This is a genomic window from Pseudomonadota bacterium (assembly GCA_030859565.1).
Lineage (GTDB): Bacteria > Pseudomonadota > Gammaproteobacteria > JACCXJ01 > JACCXJ01 > USCg-Taylor.
On the sequence record JALZJW010000093.1, the window covers coordinates 1 to 15,447 of the forward strand.

General features: G+C 58.8%; 16 protein-coding genes and 2 pseudogenes. 13 read left to right on the top strand and 5 right to left on the bottom strand.

Going from position 1 to position 15,447, the window contains the following annotated elements:
• The 3 genes and pseudogenes from M3436_13785 (at position 1) to M3436_13795 (ending at position 2,407) form a co-directional block, all read left to right on the top strand.
• Positions 1–115, top strand: a pseudogene (locus tag M3436_13785) (urease accessory protein UreE).
• 409 nt (positions 116–524) lie between these two features.
• On the top strand, positions 525–1,706 hold the full coding sequence (locus tag M3436_13790) for a hypothetical protein (protein MDQ3565155.1): 1,182 nt from the start codon (positions 525–527) through the stop codon (positions 1,704–1,706).
• A gap of 83 nt (positions 1,707–1,789) precedes the next feature.
• Positions 1,790–2,407, top strand: a pseudogene (locus tag M3436_13795) (nitroreductase family protein).
• On the opposite strand, the gene M3436_13800 reads toward M3436_13795, so the two are convergent.
• Complete coding sequence (locus M3436_13800; protein MDQ3565156.1) at positions 2,385–2,783, bottom strand: S4 domain-containing protein; 399 nt, start codon at positions 2,781–2,783, stop codon at positions 2,385–2,387. The pseudogene M3436_13795 and the gene M3436_13800 overlap by 23 nt on opposite strands.
• Before the next feature lie 86 nt (positions 2,784–2,869).
• Here M3436_13800 and moaB point away from each other — a divergent pair, with 86 nt between their 5' ends.
• From moaB to M3436_13815, 3 genes are all read left to right on the top strand, one after another.
• Positions 2,870–3,397 carry a molybdenum cofactor biosynthesis protein B gene (gene moaB / locus M3436_13805; protein ID MDQ3565157.1) on the top strand — a complete coding sequence of 176 codons (528 nt, stop codon included), beginning with the start codon at positions 2,870–2,872 and terminating at the stop codon, positions 3,395–3,397.
• A 137-nt stretch (positions 3,398–3,534) separates the two neighbouring features.
• Positions 3,535–3,918 carry a DUF423 domain-containing protein gene (locus tag M3436_13810; GenBank protein MDQ3565158.1) on the top strand — a complete coding sequence of 128 codons (384 nt, stop codon included), beginning with the start codon at positions 3,535–3,537 and terminating at the stop codon, positions 3,916–3,918.
• A gap of 41 nt (positions 3,919–3,959) precedes the next feature.
• Positions 3,960–4,946 (top strand): L,D-transpeptidase family protein, encoded by a 987-nt coding sequence (locus M3436_13815; protein MDQ3565159.1) that lies wholly within the window; start codon positions 3,960–3,962, stop codon positions 4,944–4,946.
• Positions 4,947–5,461: 515 nt separating this feature from the next.
• Here the strand turns inward: M3436_13815 and M3436_13820 are convergent.
• Both M3436_13820 and M3436_13825 read right to left on the bottom strand, forming a co-directional pair.
• Complete coding sequence (locus M3436_13820) at positions 5,462–6,613, bottom strand: pyridoxal phosphate-dependent aminotransferase (GenBank protein MDQ3565160.1); 1,152 nt, start codon at positions 6,611–6,613, stop codon at positions 5,462–5,464.
• A gap of 196 nt (positions 6,614–6,809) precedes the next feature.
• Positions 6,810–7,385, bottom strand: coding sequence for an HNH endonuclease (locus tag M3436_13825; protein ID MDQ3565161.1), 576 nt, complete (start codon positions 7,383–7,385; stop codon positions 6,810–6,812).
• A gap of 114 nt (positions 7,386–7,499) precedes the next feature.
• Between M3436_13825 and M3436_13830 the strand changes: the two genes are divergently transcribed.
• Positions 7,500–7,853 (top strand): hypothetical protein, encoded by a 354-nt coding sequence (locus tag M3436_13830; GenBank protein ID MDQ3565162.1) that lies wholly within the window; start codon positions 7,500–7,502, stop codon positions 7,851–7,853.
• A gap of 56 nt (positions 7,854–7,909) precedes the next feature.
• Positions 7,910–9,646: an alpha/beta hydrolase gene (locus tag M3436_13835; GenBank protein ID MDQ3565163.1), complete on the top strand. Its 1,737-nt coding sequence runs from the start codon at positions 7,910–7,912 to the stop codon at positions 9,644–9,646.
• 26 nt (positions 9,647–9,672) lie between these two features.
• Here the strand turns inward: M3436_13835 and folE2 are convergent, their stop codons facing one another.
• A complete protein-coding gene (gene folE2 / locus M3436_13840; GenBank protein MDQ3565164.1) occupies positions 9,673–10,518 on the bottom strand; it encodes a GTP cyclohydrolase FolE2 in 846 nt (281 codons plus the stop codon).
• A 199-nt stretch (positions 10,519–10,717) separates the two neighbouring features.
• Positions 10,718–11,395, bottom strand: coding sequence for a DNA mismatch repair endonuclease MutH (gene mutH / locus M3436_13845; GenBank protein ID MDQ3565165.1), 678 nt, complete (start codon positions 11,393–11,395; stop codon positions 10,718–10,720).
• Between the two features lie 87 nt (positions 11,396–11,482).
• On the opposite strand from mutH, the gene M3436_13850 reads away from it, so the two are divergent.
• From M3436_13850 to M3436_13870, 5 genes are all read left to right on the top strand, one after another.
• Complete coding sequence (locus tag M3436_13850; GenBank protein ID MDQ3565166.1) at positions 11,483–11,872, top strand: M67 family metallopeptidase; 390 nt, start codon at positions 11,483–11,485, stop codon at positions 11,870–11,872.
• Positions 11,869–13,323 (top strand): molybdopterin-synthase adenylyltransferase MoeB, encoded by a 1,455-nt coding sequence (moeB, locus tag M3436_13855; protein MDQ3565167.1) that lies wholly within the window; start codon positions 11,869–11,871, stop codon positions 13,321–13,323. Before M3436_13850 ends, moeB begins: the two co-directional genes overlap by 4 nt.
• Before the next feature lie 221 nt (positions 13,324–13,544).
• A complete protein-coding gene (locus M3436_13860) occupies positions 13,545–13,856 on the top strand; it encodes a hypothetical protein (protein MDQ3565168.1) in 312 nt (103 codons plus the stop codon).
• Positions 13,857–14,168: 312 nt separating this feature from the next.
• A complete protein-coding gene (locus tag M3436_13865; protein ID MDQ3565169.1) occupies positions 14,169–14,453 on the top strand; it encodes a CopG family transcriptional regulator in 285 nt (94 codons plus the stop codon).
• A 2-nt stretch (positions 14,454–14,455) separates the two neighbouring features.
• The gene (locus M3436_13870) at positions 14,456–14,752 is read left to right on the top strand and encodes a type II toxin-antitoxin system RelE/ParE family toxin (GenBank protein MDQ3565170.1); all 297 of its coding nucleotides are present in this window, start codon (positions 14,456–14,458) and stop codon (positions 14,750–14,752) included.
• The last annotated feature ends 695 nt before the right edge of the window (positions 14,753–15,447 follow it).

Below are 15,447 nucleotides of genomic sequence, written 5' to 3' on the forward strand. Positions count from 1 at the left end.
GGACGGGCGCGTGGTCGAAGTCCGCGCGCTGGCCGAGCCCGTCACCAGCGCGTATAGCGTCGATCCGCATCTGCTCGCCCGCGCCGCCTATCACCTGGGCAATCGCCATATCGCCCCAGCAGTTTCTGATCCGCAATCAGGCGCTGACGGCCGATGAATGACTCATCGGCCGATGAGCTTGGCGCCTCGGATCCCAATGCCTTCAAAACCTCGGATTCAAATCGTTGCTGGTCCACGAAAGCCCTCCTTTATCGAATCAGATAACGACGACATCCTCATCGCGATGTTCTCGGGAATGAGTTTTTCGTACTGTGATCAGGATAGTCGGGATCACCCAAGCAACAAGTCACACATTCTTGGTCGAGCATACGGGGTAACTCAGATGAGCGACCTAGCATCGGCGATAATCGCTACGATGGGGTATCAAACCACTTTGCTCCGTTACCCGTTCGTAGTCGATTGCACCCATCCTACAGGCTTGATTGCGCAAGCACTTTGGACTAAGGTCTTTGCTGGAGGATCCGTTGGATACTGTCCTGTCTAACCCCCATCGGGAGTTCGCTTCTATGCTCGCGGGCACGGTGCTGCGCGGTCAGGGACGGTTGCGGCCCGACCTCGATCGTCCTGAAAGGGTCCGCACGGTAAACGAAAACGGCGATGACGTCTCGCTCAACCTCGTGCCCTTCCGCGCTCCGCTCTCGAAAGCGACCGCGGCCGCGTATTTCACCGGCGTGCGATCGCTAGAGCAACTGTTCAGCGCTTACCGGGAGGCAGCCAGGGCGCTGCCGTTCGAGACCGATCTTGCCGAGCCGCGCGAGCGCTTGCATCCCTTCGCCGATGCCTTCATGCAAACGCTGTTCGAGGAGGCGAAGCGGTCGTTACAGGACAGCGACGCGGTGCGGATCGCGCAGTGGGTGCGCCACTTCGATATTTACGTGGCGGTGAAAGTGGTCGAGTCGCTGCTCAACAGTAAGGCCGATCTGGCCTTGCTGGAAGTGGCCGAGGAACGCGGCTGGTTCGCGCACTTCGATCACCTCGCCATCCGCTGCGGCTCGTCCGAAACCCGCGCCGCCGAGCGCGTCGCCGCGATCCTCCAGCGCGCGCACGGCTACGTTCCTTCACAGGTCGAAGAGGAGGTCTTTTATCAATTTGCCGACGGCTGGAGCGCCTATCTCCTGTATAAGATGCTGGACAACGGCCAGGTGCTGCGGCTGTTCATCGATCAGTCCAACGCCGGCCATCCGGCCCAGATCATCCAGCACTGGAACCATGTCTACGGTTACACCGCGCACCATCTCGCGATGCGTGCGACGCGCTTGCAGGCCGGCGCGCGCATGGCCGTGACGCTCGATGAGATGATCGAGGCGCTCTCGAACCGAGGCATCGGCATCATGGAAGCGACCGGTTATTACACCGAAGGCTTGCTGCTCCAGGTGTTCACCCGGCCGGAACGGGCGGCGCGCGTTCCCGAGGCAATCAAGGAACGTCTCGCGGCCTATGGCGCGGGGCTCGAAACTAAGATCGAAAATGCGAAGCTTTTAGAACTGGTGTCGCGCAAGGAAATGCCTTTGGACCTGGCACAACGTTTTTACGGCCTTTATGGACTCGACTATGAGATTAATAACCCACTGCATTCGGCGCCGGTCTACCCGTATTTCTTACCCGAGCAGGCCGCCCACGTGATTCGCACCTCGCTCCTCACCTAGTCCAATCAGCCGGACCAGGGCGAGTAGATCGACTGGGTCGAGACGTGTGCGCGCGAGGATCTTTTTTTGTACGGAGGCCGACCATGTTTGATAAGCGCGTACACACTCAAGTCGCGATCGCCGATTTAATCGCGCGGCGTTGGAGCGGCCGGGCGTTTGACCCCGCCCAGCCGGTGCCCCGTGGCCAGCTCATTGCCTTGCTGGAGGCCGCGCGCTGGGCACCGTCTTGTTTTGGTGAGCAGCCTTGGCGCTACATCGTGTGGGATCGGTTTGCCGGATCCCCATCTATGGGACCGGGCCATTGCAACCTTATCGGACGGTAATCAAGCCTGGGCCAAGGCGGCGCCGGTGCTGATGCTGGCGCTGGCCGCCGATGCCTTTCAGCGTGACTTAAAACCGAACCGCTGGGGGCAATATGACACCGGGCGGCGACGATGAACCTGTGCTTGCAAGCCACGGCGCTTGGGTTAATGGTTCACCAAATGGGCGGGTTCGATCCGAGGAAGGCCCAAGAAAATTTCAGCCTCCCCGCTGGATTCACGCCGATGGCCATGATCGCGATCGGTTACCAGTTGCCGCAAGAAGCGATACCCGAAGCGCTTAAAGAGCGCAAGCACGCGCCCCGCATGCGGCGCCCGCTCGGCGAGACTTTCTTCTACGGACGTTGGGGAAAGGCGATCATTGATCCGGCTTGCGAGTAAAGCGAATGATGCGGCGCCGGTCGCGTTTGCTGGGGCGCCCCGGCAATCGGGGTTGGGTCAGGGCTTGAGCTCGTAAGTCAAGCACTAAGGCTTCGCGGCGGCTCACGCTTTCCGCTGATTCCCGGAATAAACGGACGGCTGTAGTTGCCGGTCCGCGCTCGGCGGAGACGCCTACGACGGTAACGTCGTAGATAAAGGGTCCGCGTTGGATGCGTAGCTCATCGTGGGTGTGAACTGAACGCGCCGGTTTTGGCTTGTGGCCATTGACTTCAATCTTGCCGCCCTTGATCGCCTCGGTGGCCAAGGCGCGGGTTTTGAAGAAACGGGCAGCCCAAAGCCATTTGTCGAGCCGGATCTCTGGGTGTTCTTCTGGCACGGGCGTCGCGTCTATCGGCGGGCAACAAGCTATAATAACGGTAAACGCACCTCAGCGCGCAAGCGGAGTCAAGCATGCCGGAACCTATGAGCCGGGACGATTCTCGGGGCTTTCTAGCGCTCGAGATCGCGATCTTGACGGTCTCCGATACCCGCACGCCGGAAACCGACAAGTCGGGGCACTTATTGGTGGAACGCCTGCAGGCGGCCGGTCACCGGCTGCACGCGCAGCGCATCGTGCCCGATAACATTTACCAGATCCGGGCGCTCATCGCGGGCTGGTGTGCGAATGAGGGGGTGCCAGTCGTCATCACGACAGGCGGTACGGGGATCACCGGACGGGACGGCACGCCGGAGGCCGTCAGACCCCTCTTCGACCGGGAGCTCGACGGCTTCGGAGAACTCTTCAGGCTCATCTCCTACGAGGAAATTGGGAACTCCACCATTCAATCGCGCGCGCTCGCGGGTGTCTCGAACCGCACGCTGATTTTCTGCCTTCCGGGCTCCCCGGGCGCCTGCGCCACCGCATGGGATGCGATCATTCAAAATCAGCTCGACTACCGCACCCGGCCATGTAACCTCGCGGAGCTGATTCCGAGACTGGCGGAAAAATAGCGGGGGCTCGTCGCAACTGCGCTTGAGCGTTTGCCTGCGGGCGGCGTGCGGCAGTGAGATCTCGAAATAAAGTAACAGCGGGAATCGCATCTGGGCCAGTGGTCCCTGAGCGCCCGCGCGCCGAACGGAGTGGTCGTATGCATCGATGGCTCATCGTCTTAGGCAGTCTGCTTGCGGGTAGCGCCATCGGGCTTGCGGCGCTCGCCGCGCATGGGCTGAATGCCCGAGTCACCGCGCCGCTGCTGGCGAGCTTCAACTTTGGTGTAGAATACCAGCTTATTCACGCAATAGGCTTGATCGTGCTTGGTGATCTCATTCACCGCCACCCCACCAATCGGGTGCTGAAGTTGGGCGCCGGCTCACTATGCCTAGGCATCGTGTTATTTTGCGGTAGCCTGTATATCAAGGCTATCGCCGGCTATGCGCAGGCAGGCAAGCTCGCCCCGATTGGCGGGCTGGCCTTGATTGCCGGGTGGGTGCTGATAGCCATCGGGATGCTGAAATCTAGGCATCCGTTTTGAATGAGATCTGGCAATCGTAATGACTACGCGAGGCTACGCTAATGAAATGCAACCATAGGGTCAGCAAATGCCAGTATTTTGGCATGGGGCTGCCGGCCTTGCTGTTGACGGTGAATTGTTTGTTCGCCCCTCCGGTATTAGCTGACACTTACCGGCTTCCACAAGGGTTGGATAACATCGTCGGGGCAGTGGGCGTGACCTCGACCGAATACCAGGATACCCTCGTCGATATCGCGCGCGCCTACGATCAAGGTTACGACGAGATGAAGCTCGCGAATCCGAAGGTAGACCCGTGGCTCCCGGGCGCGGATACCGAGGTCCTGATCCCAAGTCAATTCGTACTGCCCGACGCCCCGCGGGAAGGGATTGTCATCAACGTCCCCGAAATGCGCCTCTATTATTTTCCGCGGCCGCAGGCAGGCGAGCCGCGCGTCGTGGTGACCTATCCGGTCAGCGTCGGGCGGCAGGATTGGAAAACGCCGCTCGGGCTCACCCAGGTGGTCGCGAAAACCGTCAATCCGGCCTGGTATCCACCGGAGTCGATCCGACGCGAGCACGCGGCTGACGGCGATCCGCTGCCGAAAGTGGTTCCGCCGGGTCCGGACAATCCCCTCGGGCAATACGCATTGCGTTTAGGGCGCGAAGGGTATCTTATCCATGGAACCGATAAACCGTACGGTATCGGTATGCGCGTGACCCATGGGTGTCTGCGCCTGTATCCGAGGGATGTCGAACGCTTGTTCTCCGAAGTCCGCGTCGGCACCAAGGTACGGATCGTCAATCAGCCGTTCAAGCTCGGCTGGCTCAACGGCGCCTTATACCTTGAATCCCACCCGCCGCTCGATGAAGATGCCCAAGCCTCCGAAGACGGTTTCACGCACCTTGCGGGCAGGGTGAGTCATGCCGCAAACGGTCAGCAGGTCGATTGGGATCAATTGGAAAAGGCGGCCTCGGAGCGCCACGGGATCCCGGTCCCGATAAGGCTAACCTCGAGCGCGGCCACGATTTCAGAGATGAATCTAGAGTAGCCGACTCGCCCGCACGGATAGCGCGAAAAAAACCCCGCAACGGCGCAGCCGTTACAGGGTTTCAATATTCGGTGATTACCTGCTCTTACTTCTGCATTGACCTTTGGAACATGCGTTCATATCTTTCAGAGTTTTCGGTACAGCACTGCTGAGCCGCGTCCGCGGAAGCCTTCGCTTCTTGCGCAACGGAGGCGGCGTTATCGGCAGCCGCTTGTGCGGCGCTAACCGATTGTTGGGCGGCTTGGGCTGTGCTCAGAGCGTTATTGGCGGTGCCTTCTACACGTTCCAAATCCCCGGTGGTAGCACATCCCGCGGTGAGACCCACTGAAGCAGCTAGGACGGTAGCGCGTGCTGCGGTTATCAAGGTGCTTTGCATAATTTCTCTCCTTCTTCATTTATTGGTGACCCCATGAATGCTTAGATTCATGCCTCATCCATAATGAACTATTTTATCGCGATGCGCAATTCTCTTGATCTATCTTCGTAACACTGGGTCGAGACGACCGCTGCATGCGTTAATGACCCGCGACGATCGCCTGCATCCCTGTCACCAGACGCGCGGCGCCTTCTCGGGCGGTATCGGGGTCAAGTGCTCCGAAGGACACGCGCAGGTAGCATCCGCGTTCCATTCCGAACGTGGTGCCGGGTATGACCGCCACCCGATACCGCGTGATAAGCTTCTCCACGACTTGCGTCGGGTGCAAGTGCGTGCGTAATTTAATGAATACGTAGAGCGCACCTTCGGTTTGAGGGGTGATGCAGATCTCATCGATCCGCCCTAAAGCATCGAGGACGACGGCGCGCGTCTGCCGGATGGTGGCGAGTTTCTCACTGCAATACCGAGAACCCTCCTCGAGCGCGCCGATGGCGGCATATTGGGAAATCAGCGGCGCACAGATGAGATTCGTATCCTGGGCTTTGATCACGGAGTCATAGAGGTGTTCGGGGAGCACCATGTAACCGATACGCCAACTCGCAAACCCGTAAGCCTTGGAGAGCGAATACAGAGAGATCGTGTGCGCCTCGGAACCAGGGAGCGAGCTCGGGGAGAGGTGGCGGACCTCACCGTAGGTGAAGTTTTCGTAGGCCTCGTCACTGAGGTGATAAAGCCCGTGCTCCCGGCACAGGGAATTGACCTCTCGCAGTGTCGCCGCGGGATAGACGGCGCCACTCGGGTTGTTAGGAGAAATCGTCACAATCGCGCGCGTCTTTGGGGTGATAGCCTGGCGAATGAGATCCAGTTTCAGTTGATAGCGCTCATCGGTCGGAACCGCGATCGGTATGCAGTTTAGCATTCTGATCGCCATCTCCTGATTGAAATAGTACGGCAACGGCAGCACGATTTCGTCGCCCGGATCGGCGATGGCCATCAGGGCATGAAGAAACGCCATGTTGGCGCCCGCCGTAACGACAACGCGGCGTTTTTCATCACACAATACGGCGTTTTCGGTATGCAGCTTTTGAACGATCAATTCAACGAGACGCGGCGTTCCTTGGACGGGCGCGTATTTGTGGTTTTCCGGATCCGACAGGAAATCGCCTATCCGCTCCGCGGCGCGGGCGGGCGGGCCATAAAACGCGACCCCTTGGCCTAATGAAATCGTACCGCGATGAATCCTGATCAGCTCGGTCACCGCAGGAATGATCGGTGCCTGAACGTGCAGCATCCTCTGACTTGCGGCGGTTGTTTTCCGGGCCGAAGTAGTCACCTGGCAGGCTGATCACCCTCGGGTTCTTCAATAAAGGCCGGTCTCATAGGCTGTCGCTCGCGATGAAGGTGAACTCGATCCCCGTTGCCGGCGACATCGCGCGGCTCGCACGAGCCACCATCATGGGCTAGAGCGGGTAGCTGCACGTCGACGATCAGTGTCTCAGGTCTAACAGGCGATGCTGGGTATTGAATTGCGTCTTTAAGAACTGCATCTGATCGGCCAGGATACGCCGATTCGAGAGCGCGAGAAACTCGGCCCAATTGGGCACATAGGGAACGGCCAACAGGGCTACCCCGGCTTCCTCGGGCCTGCGGTTGCCCTTGTGCGTATTGCACCCCTTGCACGCGGCCACCACGTTCGACCAACGATCGTATCCCCCGCGCGATAGGGGGATGACATGGTCGCGGGTGAGCTGCGATGCGGCGTACTCTTCGCCGCAATACATGCACAGGTGTCCATCGCGAAGGAACAGCTCGCGATTATTCAAGGGGGGGATGCCACGCTGACCGTGTTTGATCCCGCGCGCGCGCTTAACGGCAATGATGGAATTGACCGCGACCGACGAACGCTGACCGGTTAGCCTGGACGTACCACCGAAAAAGGTAAATACCCGTTCGCCCGCGGTCCAAGCGATTCTGTTCTTGCTATAAAGACAGACCGCATCGTGCCAGGGTATCCATCGGAGCGGCGACCCGGTAACATCCAATCGCAGAATGAGGGGCGCCATAACTCAGCGTCCGAGGTACGGAATATCAATCGTGCGCACGTTCACAGTGCCCTTACGCATAAGTGCTCCTTTGTATGCGAAAAAGAAAAGGAGATCAAGTCAAGGCGAGTGCTTATGGGAAATATAGAATCGCTTATCGAGATCATGGCCAGGCTCCGCGATCCCGAACGCGGTTGTGACCCGAACGCGGTCGTAAGCGGTGCCGATCAGCAGTCCGCGGCGTGGGAAGCGCACAAGACCAAGGAACGCGCGGCTAAAAACGCGGCCAGCATCCTCGACGGTATCGCCTCGGCGCTTCCGAACAGCGGTTACAGGCGCAAGGCCAGTCCGTGGACGACGCGACGCTTGCGGAGATGGATGCTCTGTGGGAGAAGGCCAAGCGGGATGTCCCGAAAAAAAGAGGGCGCCATAGGCGCCCTCGAAGACCAAAAGGAGGAGGCACAGTCGAACAGACTTGTGCTGAGCTAGAAAGGCACAATAAATGCCATTTCAAACAATAATCTTATATTCAATAGGTTAATATCATGTATTCACCGCACTACGCCGTCGAAGAGAACTTAAAATGCCAAGCGCTTGACACAGCGCGTCCCGGCATTCGTAAAGTCTTGGATCCTTTTGGCGTCATGACCTCGTGTTTGGAGGTGCAGCAGGCATGGCTGCGGCAGCCGGGTGAGCTGGCCAAGCAATTATTCAAGCTTGCCGAGCAGTGCTCAAACCTGCAGATGCTGGGTTACCGGCGATTATGCGGCCAGGATGTGGAGGACACGGTACGTCCCTTGGCTTACGACGAGCGCTTCGCCGAGCCTATTTGGACCGAGCACCCCTATTACGATCTGCTGAAAGAATCCTACCTTGCCTACACTCGTTGGCTTGAAAACGCGATCGAGAATACGCCCGATGTTGCTCCGCACGTAAAACAGAAAGCCGGCTTCTGGGTCCGGCAGATGCTCAACGCCGCCTCGCCATCGAACTACTTTTGGACCAACCCGCACGCCGTTCAAAAATCGATCGCAAGTTTTGGTATGAGCACAGTTGATGGTTTAAGAAATGCCGTGAATGATGCGTTTCGGGGCGATGTGAGCATGGTGGACGATGAGACCTTCAAGGTCGGTCACAATCTCGCCACGACGCCCGGCCAGGTTGTTTTCCGTAACCACTTGTTGGAAGTCATTCAATACGCGCCGGTCACCCAGAACGTCCACAGCCTGCCGGTGGTCATCGTGGCCCCGTGGATCAATAAATATTACATTCTCGACCTAAGCTCGACGAAGAGCCTGGTCCACTATTTGGTGTCGCGCGGATTCTCGGTGTTCATCACCAGTTGGAATAACCCGCGCTCGGAGAGCCGCAACGTCGGCTTCGAGGAGTACATGCTGCAAGGCGCGTTGCAAGCGGTCGACGTGGCCAGGGAGGTCACGGGCGCCGCGCAGGTGCATGCCGCCGGGTATTGCATCGGTGGCACCATCCTCGCGGCATTGATGGCCTGGCTCAACACGGGGTTGAAGCGCAACCAGCCGCCCGCCATTGCGCATTTTACGCTGCTTACGGCACTGGTCGATTTCACCGCCCCGGGCGACATCGGCGTGTTCATTGACGAGAACAGCATCACGTTTCTGGAGAAGCTGATGGCGGACCCAGGTTATCTCGATGGGGCGGCGATGGCTTGGTCGTTTCGGATGCTGAGATCCAATAGCCTCATTTGGCATTACGTGGTCCACAATTACCTCTACGGTGAAGGGCCGCCGCCGCTCGATGTCCTGTATTGGAACACGGATACGACGCGGCTGCCCGCGGCGATGCACTCGTATTACCTTCGGGAGTGTTACCTCAATAACAAGCTCGTACAGCCCGGCGGGCTGACGCTGGGCGGAAAGCCCATCGATCTGCGATCGATACAGCAACCCCTGTACGCGGTCGGCACCGAACAAGACCACATCGCGCCTTGGAAAGAAACGTTCAAGATCTGTGCGCTCGTCCAGGCGCCGGTGCGTTATGTGCTAGCGACCTCTGGACATATCATGGGCGTCGTTAACCCGCCGGTGGAGCCGCCGAAACGGCGTTACTGGGTGGGAGCGGTAAGCGATCATGCCGATCCGGAAACCTGGCGCAATGGGATCGAAAAGACGCCTGGTTCCTGGTGGGAAGACTGGGCCCAATGGCTCGGCAAACAGTGCGGCCCCTTGGTTGCGGCCCCGCCGGTCGGGAGCGAACGCTATCCGGCGCTGTGCCCGGCGCCGGGGACCTATGTGCTTGAGCGTTAGGGAAGCTCCTTAGTTGGTGAGCGCTATCACGCGAGCCGCAGGCTCGAAGCGCCGGGTTGCTTGGCGTCGCGGTCCTTATCTCGTTGGACCATGGCGTAGGCCGAGTGATTGTGTATCGACTCAAAGTTCTCTGACTCTATCGTGTAAGCGGCGATGCGCTCGTCGCTATTCATCTTCAGGGCCACGTCGCGCACGATATCTTCCACGAATTTCGGGTTGTCGTATGCCTTCTCGGTGACGTATTTCTCGTCTGGCCGTTTGAGCAGGCCATAGAGTTCACACGATGCCACCTCCTCCACGACATCGATAAACTCCTCGATCCACACGAAATCGCGTATCCTCGCCGATAACGTGACATGCGAGCGTTGATTGTGTGCGCCGTAGTCCGATATGTTCTTGGAGCACGGGCACAGGGTGGTGATAGGAACGACCACCTTCACGTGGATGCTGGGAAGTCCGTCCTGAATCTGCCCGACGAAGGTGACTTCGTAATCGAGTAAGCTCTTTACTCTTGAAATAGGCGCTGCCTTGGTCACGAAATAGGGAAACTTCATCTCGATGCGACCGACGCGCGCATCAAGCAGTTCCGTCATTTCCACCACCATGCGCTTGAATGATTGAACGGTGATCTCATATTCCTGGAGATTGAGGATTTCAACGAACCGGGACATGTGCGTCCCCTTGAATCGATGGGGCAGCCCGACGTACATATTGAACGTGGCGACTGTGTGTTGCTCGCGCCCGGAACGATCCCGTACCACGACCGGGTGGCGAATATCCTTAATCCCGACGCGATCGATATCGATCCGCCGGCAGTCCTCACTGCTTTGAATATCGGGGATGCCGTGGGCGATGTGTGCAGGGTCGTTCATGGTCACCTCGTTTCAATCCTTGTGCAGGGTTGGTCGCACCACGCTCGCTGCCGGCTTTAATGCGGAAATCCCTGGGACTCATACCCTAGCATATTCTTCGTGTTTTTGTCGCGTCATGCCGAAGGTTCCGCCGGCATTAGCGGTGTGCGTGCGATAAGTTAGTGAATTATTGGTCTTTCTCCCTTGGATGCTTCCTGACTCAGGGCAACGCGTAATGCGTGCGCAGGATTTCTTCGGTAAACGAGGCGCGCAGATAAAAACCGCGCGGAAGGGTTGGCACCACGCGACCGGATTCCCCGATGCCTTGGGTGCGGACGCGCCCATGCGCCGCCTTGGGCCGGATCTGCAGATAAGTCCCGTAGCGGGCCGAGATCCGGCTGAGCTGACCCATGCACACCATCTCCATGATTTCGTCAAAATCGGCGCGCAATATTGCCTCTTGATCATGGGTCGGGATCCACAACAGCGGTGATCCGATGCGCCGATCGGCAAGCGCGATCGCCGAGACCGCTTCCACCGGCACCCAAAGCACCCGCGCCAGCTTCCGCCGCACCAACGATTCGTCCCAGGTAAGGCCGACGTTATCGACAAGCGGCACGGTGGTGACATAGGTCGATTCGCGCGGCCGGCCCGCGCGATCCACCGGGATGGTCTTGAGCTCAATTCCGAACCGCGGAAAATCGGGTTCCGGCAGTGAGGATGCCGAGGCCCCGAGCGCGCGTTCGATGAGCTCGCCGATCCATCCTTTTGCGCGCTTCGAATCGCTCGGCAACCGCGTTTTGAGGTCCAATGCGATTTCGCCGAGTGTCCAGCCGGCCAAGCGCTCCGCGCGCTTCAGCAGTTCTCGCTCGCTCTCGGGGGAGGTGCGCGGGGTCATGGGTTATTACTTGCTGCGAGCCGGGCCGCTCAGGGTTTTTGTGGCGTATACTATGCCCCGATGCCCATCATAAAACTTCCTGAATCGATGAGAAACCGCATCGCCGCGGCGGTTACGGCGGGATATCCGCATGAGACCTGCGGTCTACTCATTGGCAGGCAGGGCAGCGGTGCCGTTGAGGTGCTCGATAGCTTGCAAGCGGCCAATCTCAATCAGGAACAACCGGGCGATCGCTACGAGCTGGACCCGAAGGTGATGCTGGCGGCGGATCGCGATGCGCGCTCGCGCGGCTTGGAGATCGTGGGGGTTTGGCACTCTCACCCCGACCACCCGGCGGAACCCTCGGAAACCGATCGGGCGGCGGCCTGGGAGGGTTGGTCCTACCTCATCGTCTCGGTTGCGCGCGACGGTATCAACGCCATCCGCTCTTGGCGACTTGACGGGGAACAATTCTACGAGGAGGACATGGCGTTATGAGCCGCGTGATCGTGCGCATACCGATGCCTTTGCGAAGCTTGACTGCGGGCGCCGAGGAGCTCGCCGTCGAGGGCGCCACGGTCGGGCAAGCGCTCACATGCTTGGGCGCGGCCTACCCAGGCGTACTGGCGAGGATTTTAACCCCCGAAGGCCAGATCCGGAGTTTCGTGAACATTTATTTGGGCCAGGAGAACGTCCACGCGATCGAGGGCTTGGACACCGCACTGCCCGAAGGCGGTGTGCTGTCGATCATACCGGCGGTCGCCGGGGGAAGTGAGCCGAAAGCGAAGGAACGGCGGCTGCTGGACTTGCGCGGCCGCATCAAACAGATCATCCCCGCCGAAGCGTTCGCATTACAACAGCGCGGGGCAGCCCTCATCGATGTGCGCGAGCAAGACGAGATCGCGCAAGGTAGCCCGCCGGGCGCTCACCGGCTTGGACGCGGGTTCTTGGAGCTACGCATCGAGGAAGCGGCGCCTGATCTCGAACACACTCTGCTCGTGATGTGCAACGGGGGCGTGCGCTCGCTCTTTGCCGCCGAGGATCTGATCCGCCTCGGTTATCGTGACGTGCGTTCGGTCAGCGGCGGGTTCACGCGCTGGAAGAACGAAGGGCTGCCAGTCGAGGCACCCCAAAGCTTGGACCGCGATGCACGGGAACGCTATTCGCGTCATCTCATGATGCCGGAGGTGGGCGAAGCGGGTCAGCTCAAACTCCTAAGCTCCAAAGTGCTGCTCATCGGGGCCGGTGGTTTGGGTTCGCCCGCCGCGCTGTATTTGGCCGCGGCCGGAATAGGCACGCTCGGCATCGTCGATCACGATGTCGTCGATCGCAGTAATCTGCAACGCCAGATCTTGCACACCGACGCGCGGGTCGGCACACTCAAGGTCGACTCGGCGCGTGCGGCGCTCACGAGCCTCAACCCGGCGGTGACGGTGCAGCCGCGTGCACAGCGGCTCGATCGTCACAACGTCGAGGAGATACTAAATGGCCATGACGTCGTCGTGGATGGCTCGGATAACTTCGCCACCCGTTACCTCATTAACGATGCCTGCGTAAAGCTTGGTTTACCTAATGTCCACGGAGCGGTGTTCCGTTTCGAGGGCCAGGTCTCGGTCTTCTGGCCAGGCAACAAACGCTTCCGAGGTCCCTGCTACCGTTGCGTCTATCCCGAGCCGCCTCCCCCGGAGCTGGCCCCTTCCTGCGCCGAGGCTGGGGTTTTAGGCGTACTGCCCGGTGTGGTCGGGTTGCTGCAGGCGGTTGAGACCGTCAAGCTGTTACTCGGGATCGGCGTGCCTTTAATTGGGCGCATGCTCTATTACGAAGCGCTCGCCGCGCGCTTTTCGGAGCTCAAGCTTGCTCGCGATCGGAATTGCCGTTATTGCGGCGAGGGCGCCGCGTTTCCCGGTTATGCGGATTACGAGGAGTTCTGTAATGTCGCGAACGCTTGAGGCCCATGTGCTGTCCGATACCGGGGAACGCTATGGTACGGGAATGTGGCGGCGCGCATGATGAGGTTCTCGAGCTGGCTTCAATCCCTGTTTAAACCCCCGGTGCCCGTCGGCCGCCGAAGACGATCCGCGTCCTCACGACGGCCGACCCGACGATAACCGGCGATGGCATTGCCGTTGAGGAGGATGGCTGGGTCATCGACGCCCAGCAATCCCGGACCGTGCGTCTCTTCGAGGTGCCGACCCCCGGTGCCGAGCAATGCCTGATCACCTACCGGGCCAAGATGAAATCGCAGGACGTAACGGGCCGTGCCTTCTTGGAAATGTGGTGCCGATTCGGCTGGCGCGGCGAGTTCTTCTCCAAGGGCATCCAGCAGTCCGTTCAAGGCACCGCCCGCTGGGCTAGTTACCAAATTCCATTTTATCTCAAGAAAGGCCAGCGACCTGATCTTATCAAGCTCAACCTGGTCGTGAAGGGTGTGGGGAAGGTCTGGGTAAAAGAAATCAAACTCTTGAGGACGCCATTAGGCTAAGGTTCTCCAGGGTGCGCCTAGCGGCAACGTTCCGCCGACCGTGCCTAAGTCTGTCTCCTGACCGTCAGTTTAATCTCGAAGTACTTGTGGTAGTGTCTCAGTTTGAATTTCGGCTATCGGCCTATTCTGTTGAAAAACTCGTGTTTGGTTGTTCGTTCTGTGAAGCAGAAGAAAATGCTCCCGCGGAATGTGGTGTCCGCCGCGAGAGTTTCCGGAAAGCAAACGTAGCGATATACCCACCGATCCCGAGTATGCATCCTTGCCGATGTAGCACGTATGTGCTACATTGCAATTTTGCATTGGAGTCCAAACATGTCCACGACGACGATCCGGCTGCCGGACGATCTAAAGGCTCGCGTTGCCGCTGCCGCTGAGCGTGCCGGAACTACGGCGCATAGCTTTATTCTAGAGGCGATCGCCGAGAAAGCAGATCAGGCGGAGCGCCGCGCAGACTTTCATGACGTTGCCGAGAAGCGCTATGCCGATCTCGTCGCTTCCGGTAAGACGATCCCCTGGGAAAAAATGCGCAGCTATCTTGAAGATCGCATCGCGGGGAAACTCGTAGCTCGCCCGGTGGCTAAAAAAATGGCTCGCTGAAGATGGCCCGGATCGAGTTGGCCCCTGAGATTCGGGATGACTTCGATCGCATCCTCGATCATCTCGCGGAGCGCGCTGTTGAAGATGCGCCTGGCCGTATCAGAGAAATTATCCAGGCAGTTGACGTACTCGAAAATAATCCGCTTATTGGAAGACCCGTATCCGCTGACACGAGAGAGTTGATCATCGGACGCCGCGCTCGTGGCTACGTAGCTTTGTACCGCTACATCGAGCCGATCGACACGGCCTTCGTGCTCGCAATACGTAGTCAGCGGGAGGCTGGCTACGCCAGATCCTAGTTCCGTTGAATGCGCCCGTCGGCTGATAGTCGCAGTCCGGTGACAACCGCCGCTGATCAATGGGTGAGCTCTGTTTTGTGCCCATACAGGGACTCGAACCCTCAACGTGGCGGAGTGGCTTCAGGCGACGTAGCGCTGTGGACCAGCCAAAGCCAGCAGGTCATTTCGGTGCGCAATACAATTTGTGTACGTCATTGAGGCATCAAATAACACGGTTAGAATAAGGTTCCTCGGATATCACGTTCCTCACATGAAGAAGCCATTCCAAGTCAGACGGACCGCGACCAGGAAACGAGCAAAATCCCCATCGATTTCAGGCAACGAACTGATGGCAATCCTCGTCCGACTAGTGTCCTCCTCTCAAGAAAGGCCAGCGCCCCGATCTCATCAAGCTCAACCTGGTCGTGCAGCGTGTGGGAAGGATCTGGGTTAAAGAAATCGAACTTTTGAAGACGCCGTTGGGTACGGCGTCTCCAGGCTGCGCATAACGGCAACCTTGCCGGCCATGCCTAAGTCTGTCTCCTGACCGTCAGTTTAATCTCGAAGTAATCTTGTGGTAGTGTCTCAATTTGAATTTCGGCTATCGGCCGATTTTGTTGAAAAACTTCCGGAACTTCTGCTCGCGGTGATGATCGGATCTTCGTAATGGTTATTACGGAGAACTGCTGATGATGGGGCAACGGCAAAGTGGGCAA

Excerpts from the sequence above, each read along its gene's own strand:
- moaB (MDQ3565157.1), top strand. The coding sequence starts at position 2,870 with ATGAGCCGGGACGATTCTCGGGGCTTTCTAGCGCTCGAGATCGCGATC.
- M3436_13810 (MDQ3565158.1), top strand. The coding sequence starts at position 3,535 with ATGCATCGATGGCTCATCGTCTTAGGCAGTCTGCTTGCGGGTAGCGCC.
- M3436_13815 (MDQ3565159.1), top strand. The coding sequence starts at position 3,960 with ATGAAATGCAACCATAGGGTCAGCAAATGCCAGTATTTTGGCATGGGG.
- M3436_13820 (MDQ3565160.1), bottom strand. The coding sequence starts at position 6,613 with ATGCTGCACGTTCAGGCACCGATCATTCCTGCGGTGACCGAGCTGATC.
- M3436_13825 (MDQ3565161.1), bottom strand. The coding sequence starts at position 7,385 with ATGGCGCCCCTCATTCTGCGATTGGATGTTACCGGGTCGCCGCTCCGA.
- M3436_13830 (MDQ3565162.1), top strand. The coding sequence starts at position 7,500 with ATGGGAAATATAGAATCGCTTATCGAGATCATGGCCAGGCTCCGCGAT.
- M3436_13835 (MDQ3565163.1), top strand. The coding sequence starts at position 7,910 with ATGTATTCACCGCACTACGCCGTCGAAGAGAACTTAAAATGCCAAGCG.
- folE2 (MDQ3565164.1), bottom strand. The coding sequence starts at position 10,518 with ATGAACGACCCTGCACACATCGCCCACGGCATCCCCGATATTCAAAGC.
- mutH (MDQ3565165.1), bottom strand. The coding sequence starts at position 11,395 with ATGACCCCGCGCACCTCCCCCGAGAGCGAGCGAGAACTGCTGAAGCGC.
- M3436_13850 (MDQ3565166.1), top strand. The coding sequence starts at position 11,483 with ATGAGAAACCGCATCGCCGCGGCGGTTACGGCGGGATATCCGCATGAG.
- moeB (MDQ3565167.1), top strand. The coding sequence starts at position 11,869 with ATGAGCCGCGTGATCGTGCGCATACCGATGCCTTTGCGAAGCTTGACT.
- M3436_13865 (MDQ3565169.1), top strand. The coding sequence starts at position 14,169 with ATGTCCACGACGACGATCCGGCTGCCGGACGATCTAAAGGCTCGCGTT.
- M3436_13870 (MDQ3565170.1), top strand. The coding sequence starts at position 14,456 with ATGGCCCGGATCGAGTTGGCCCCTGAGATTCGGGATGACTTCGATCGC.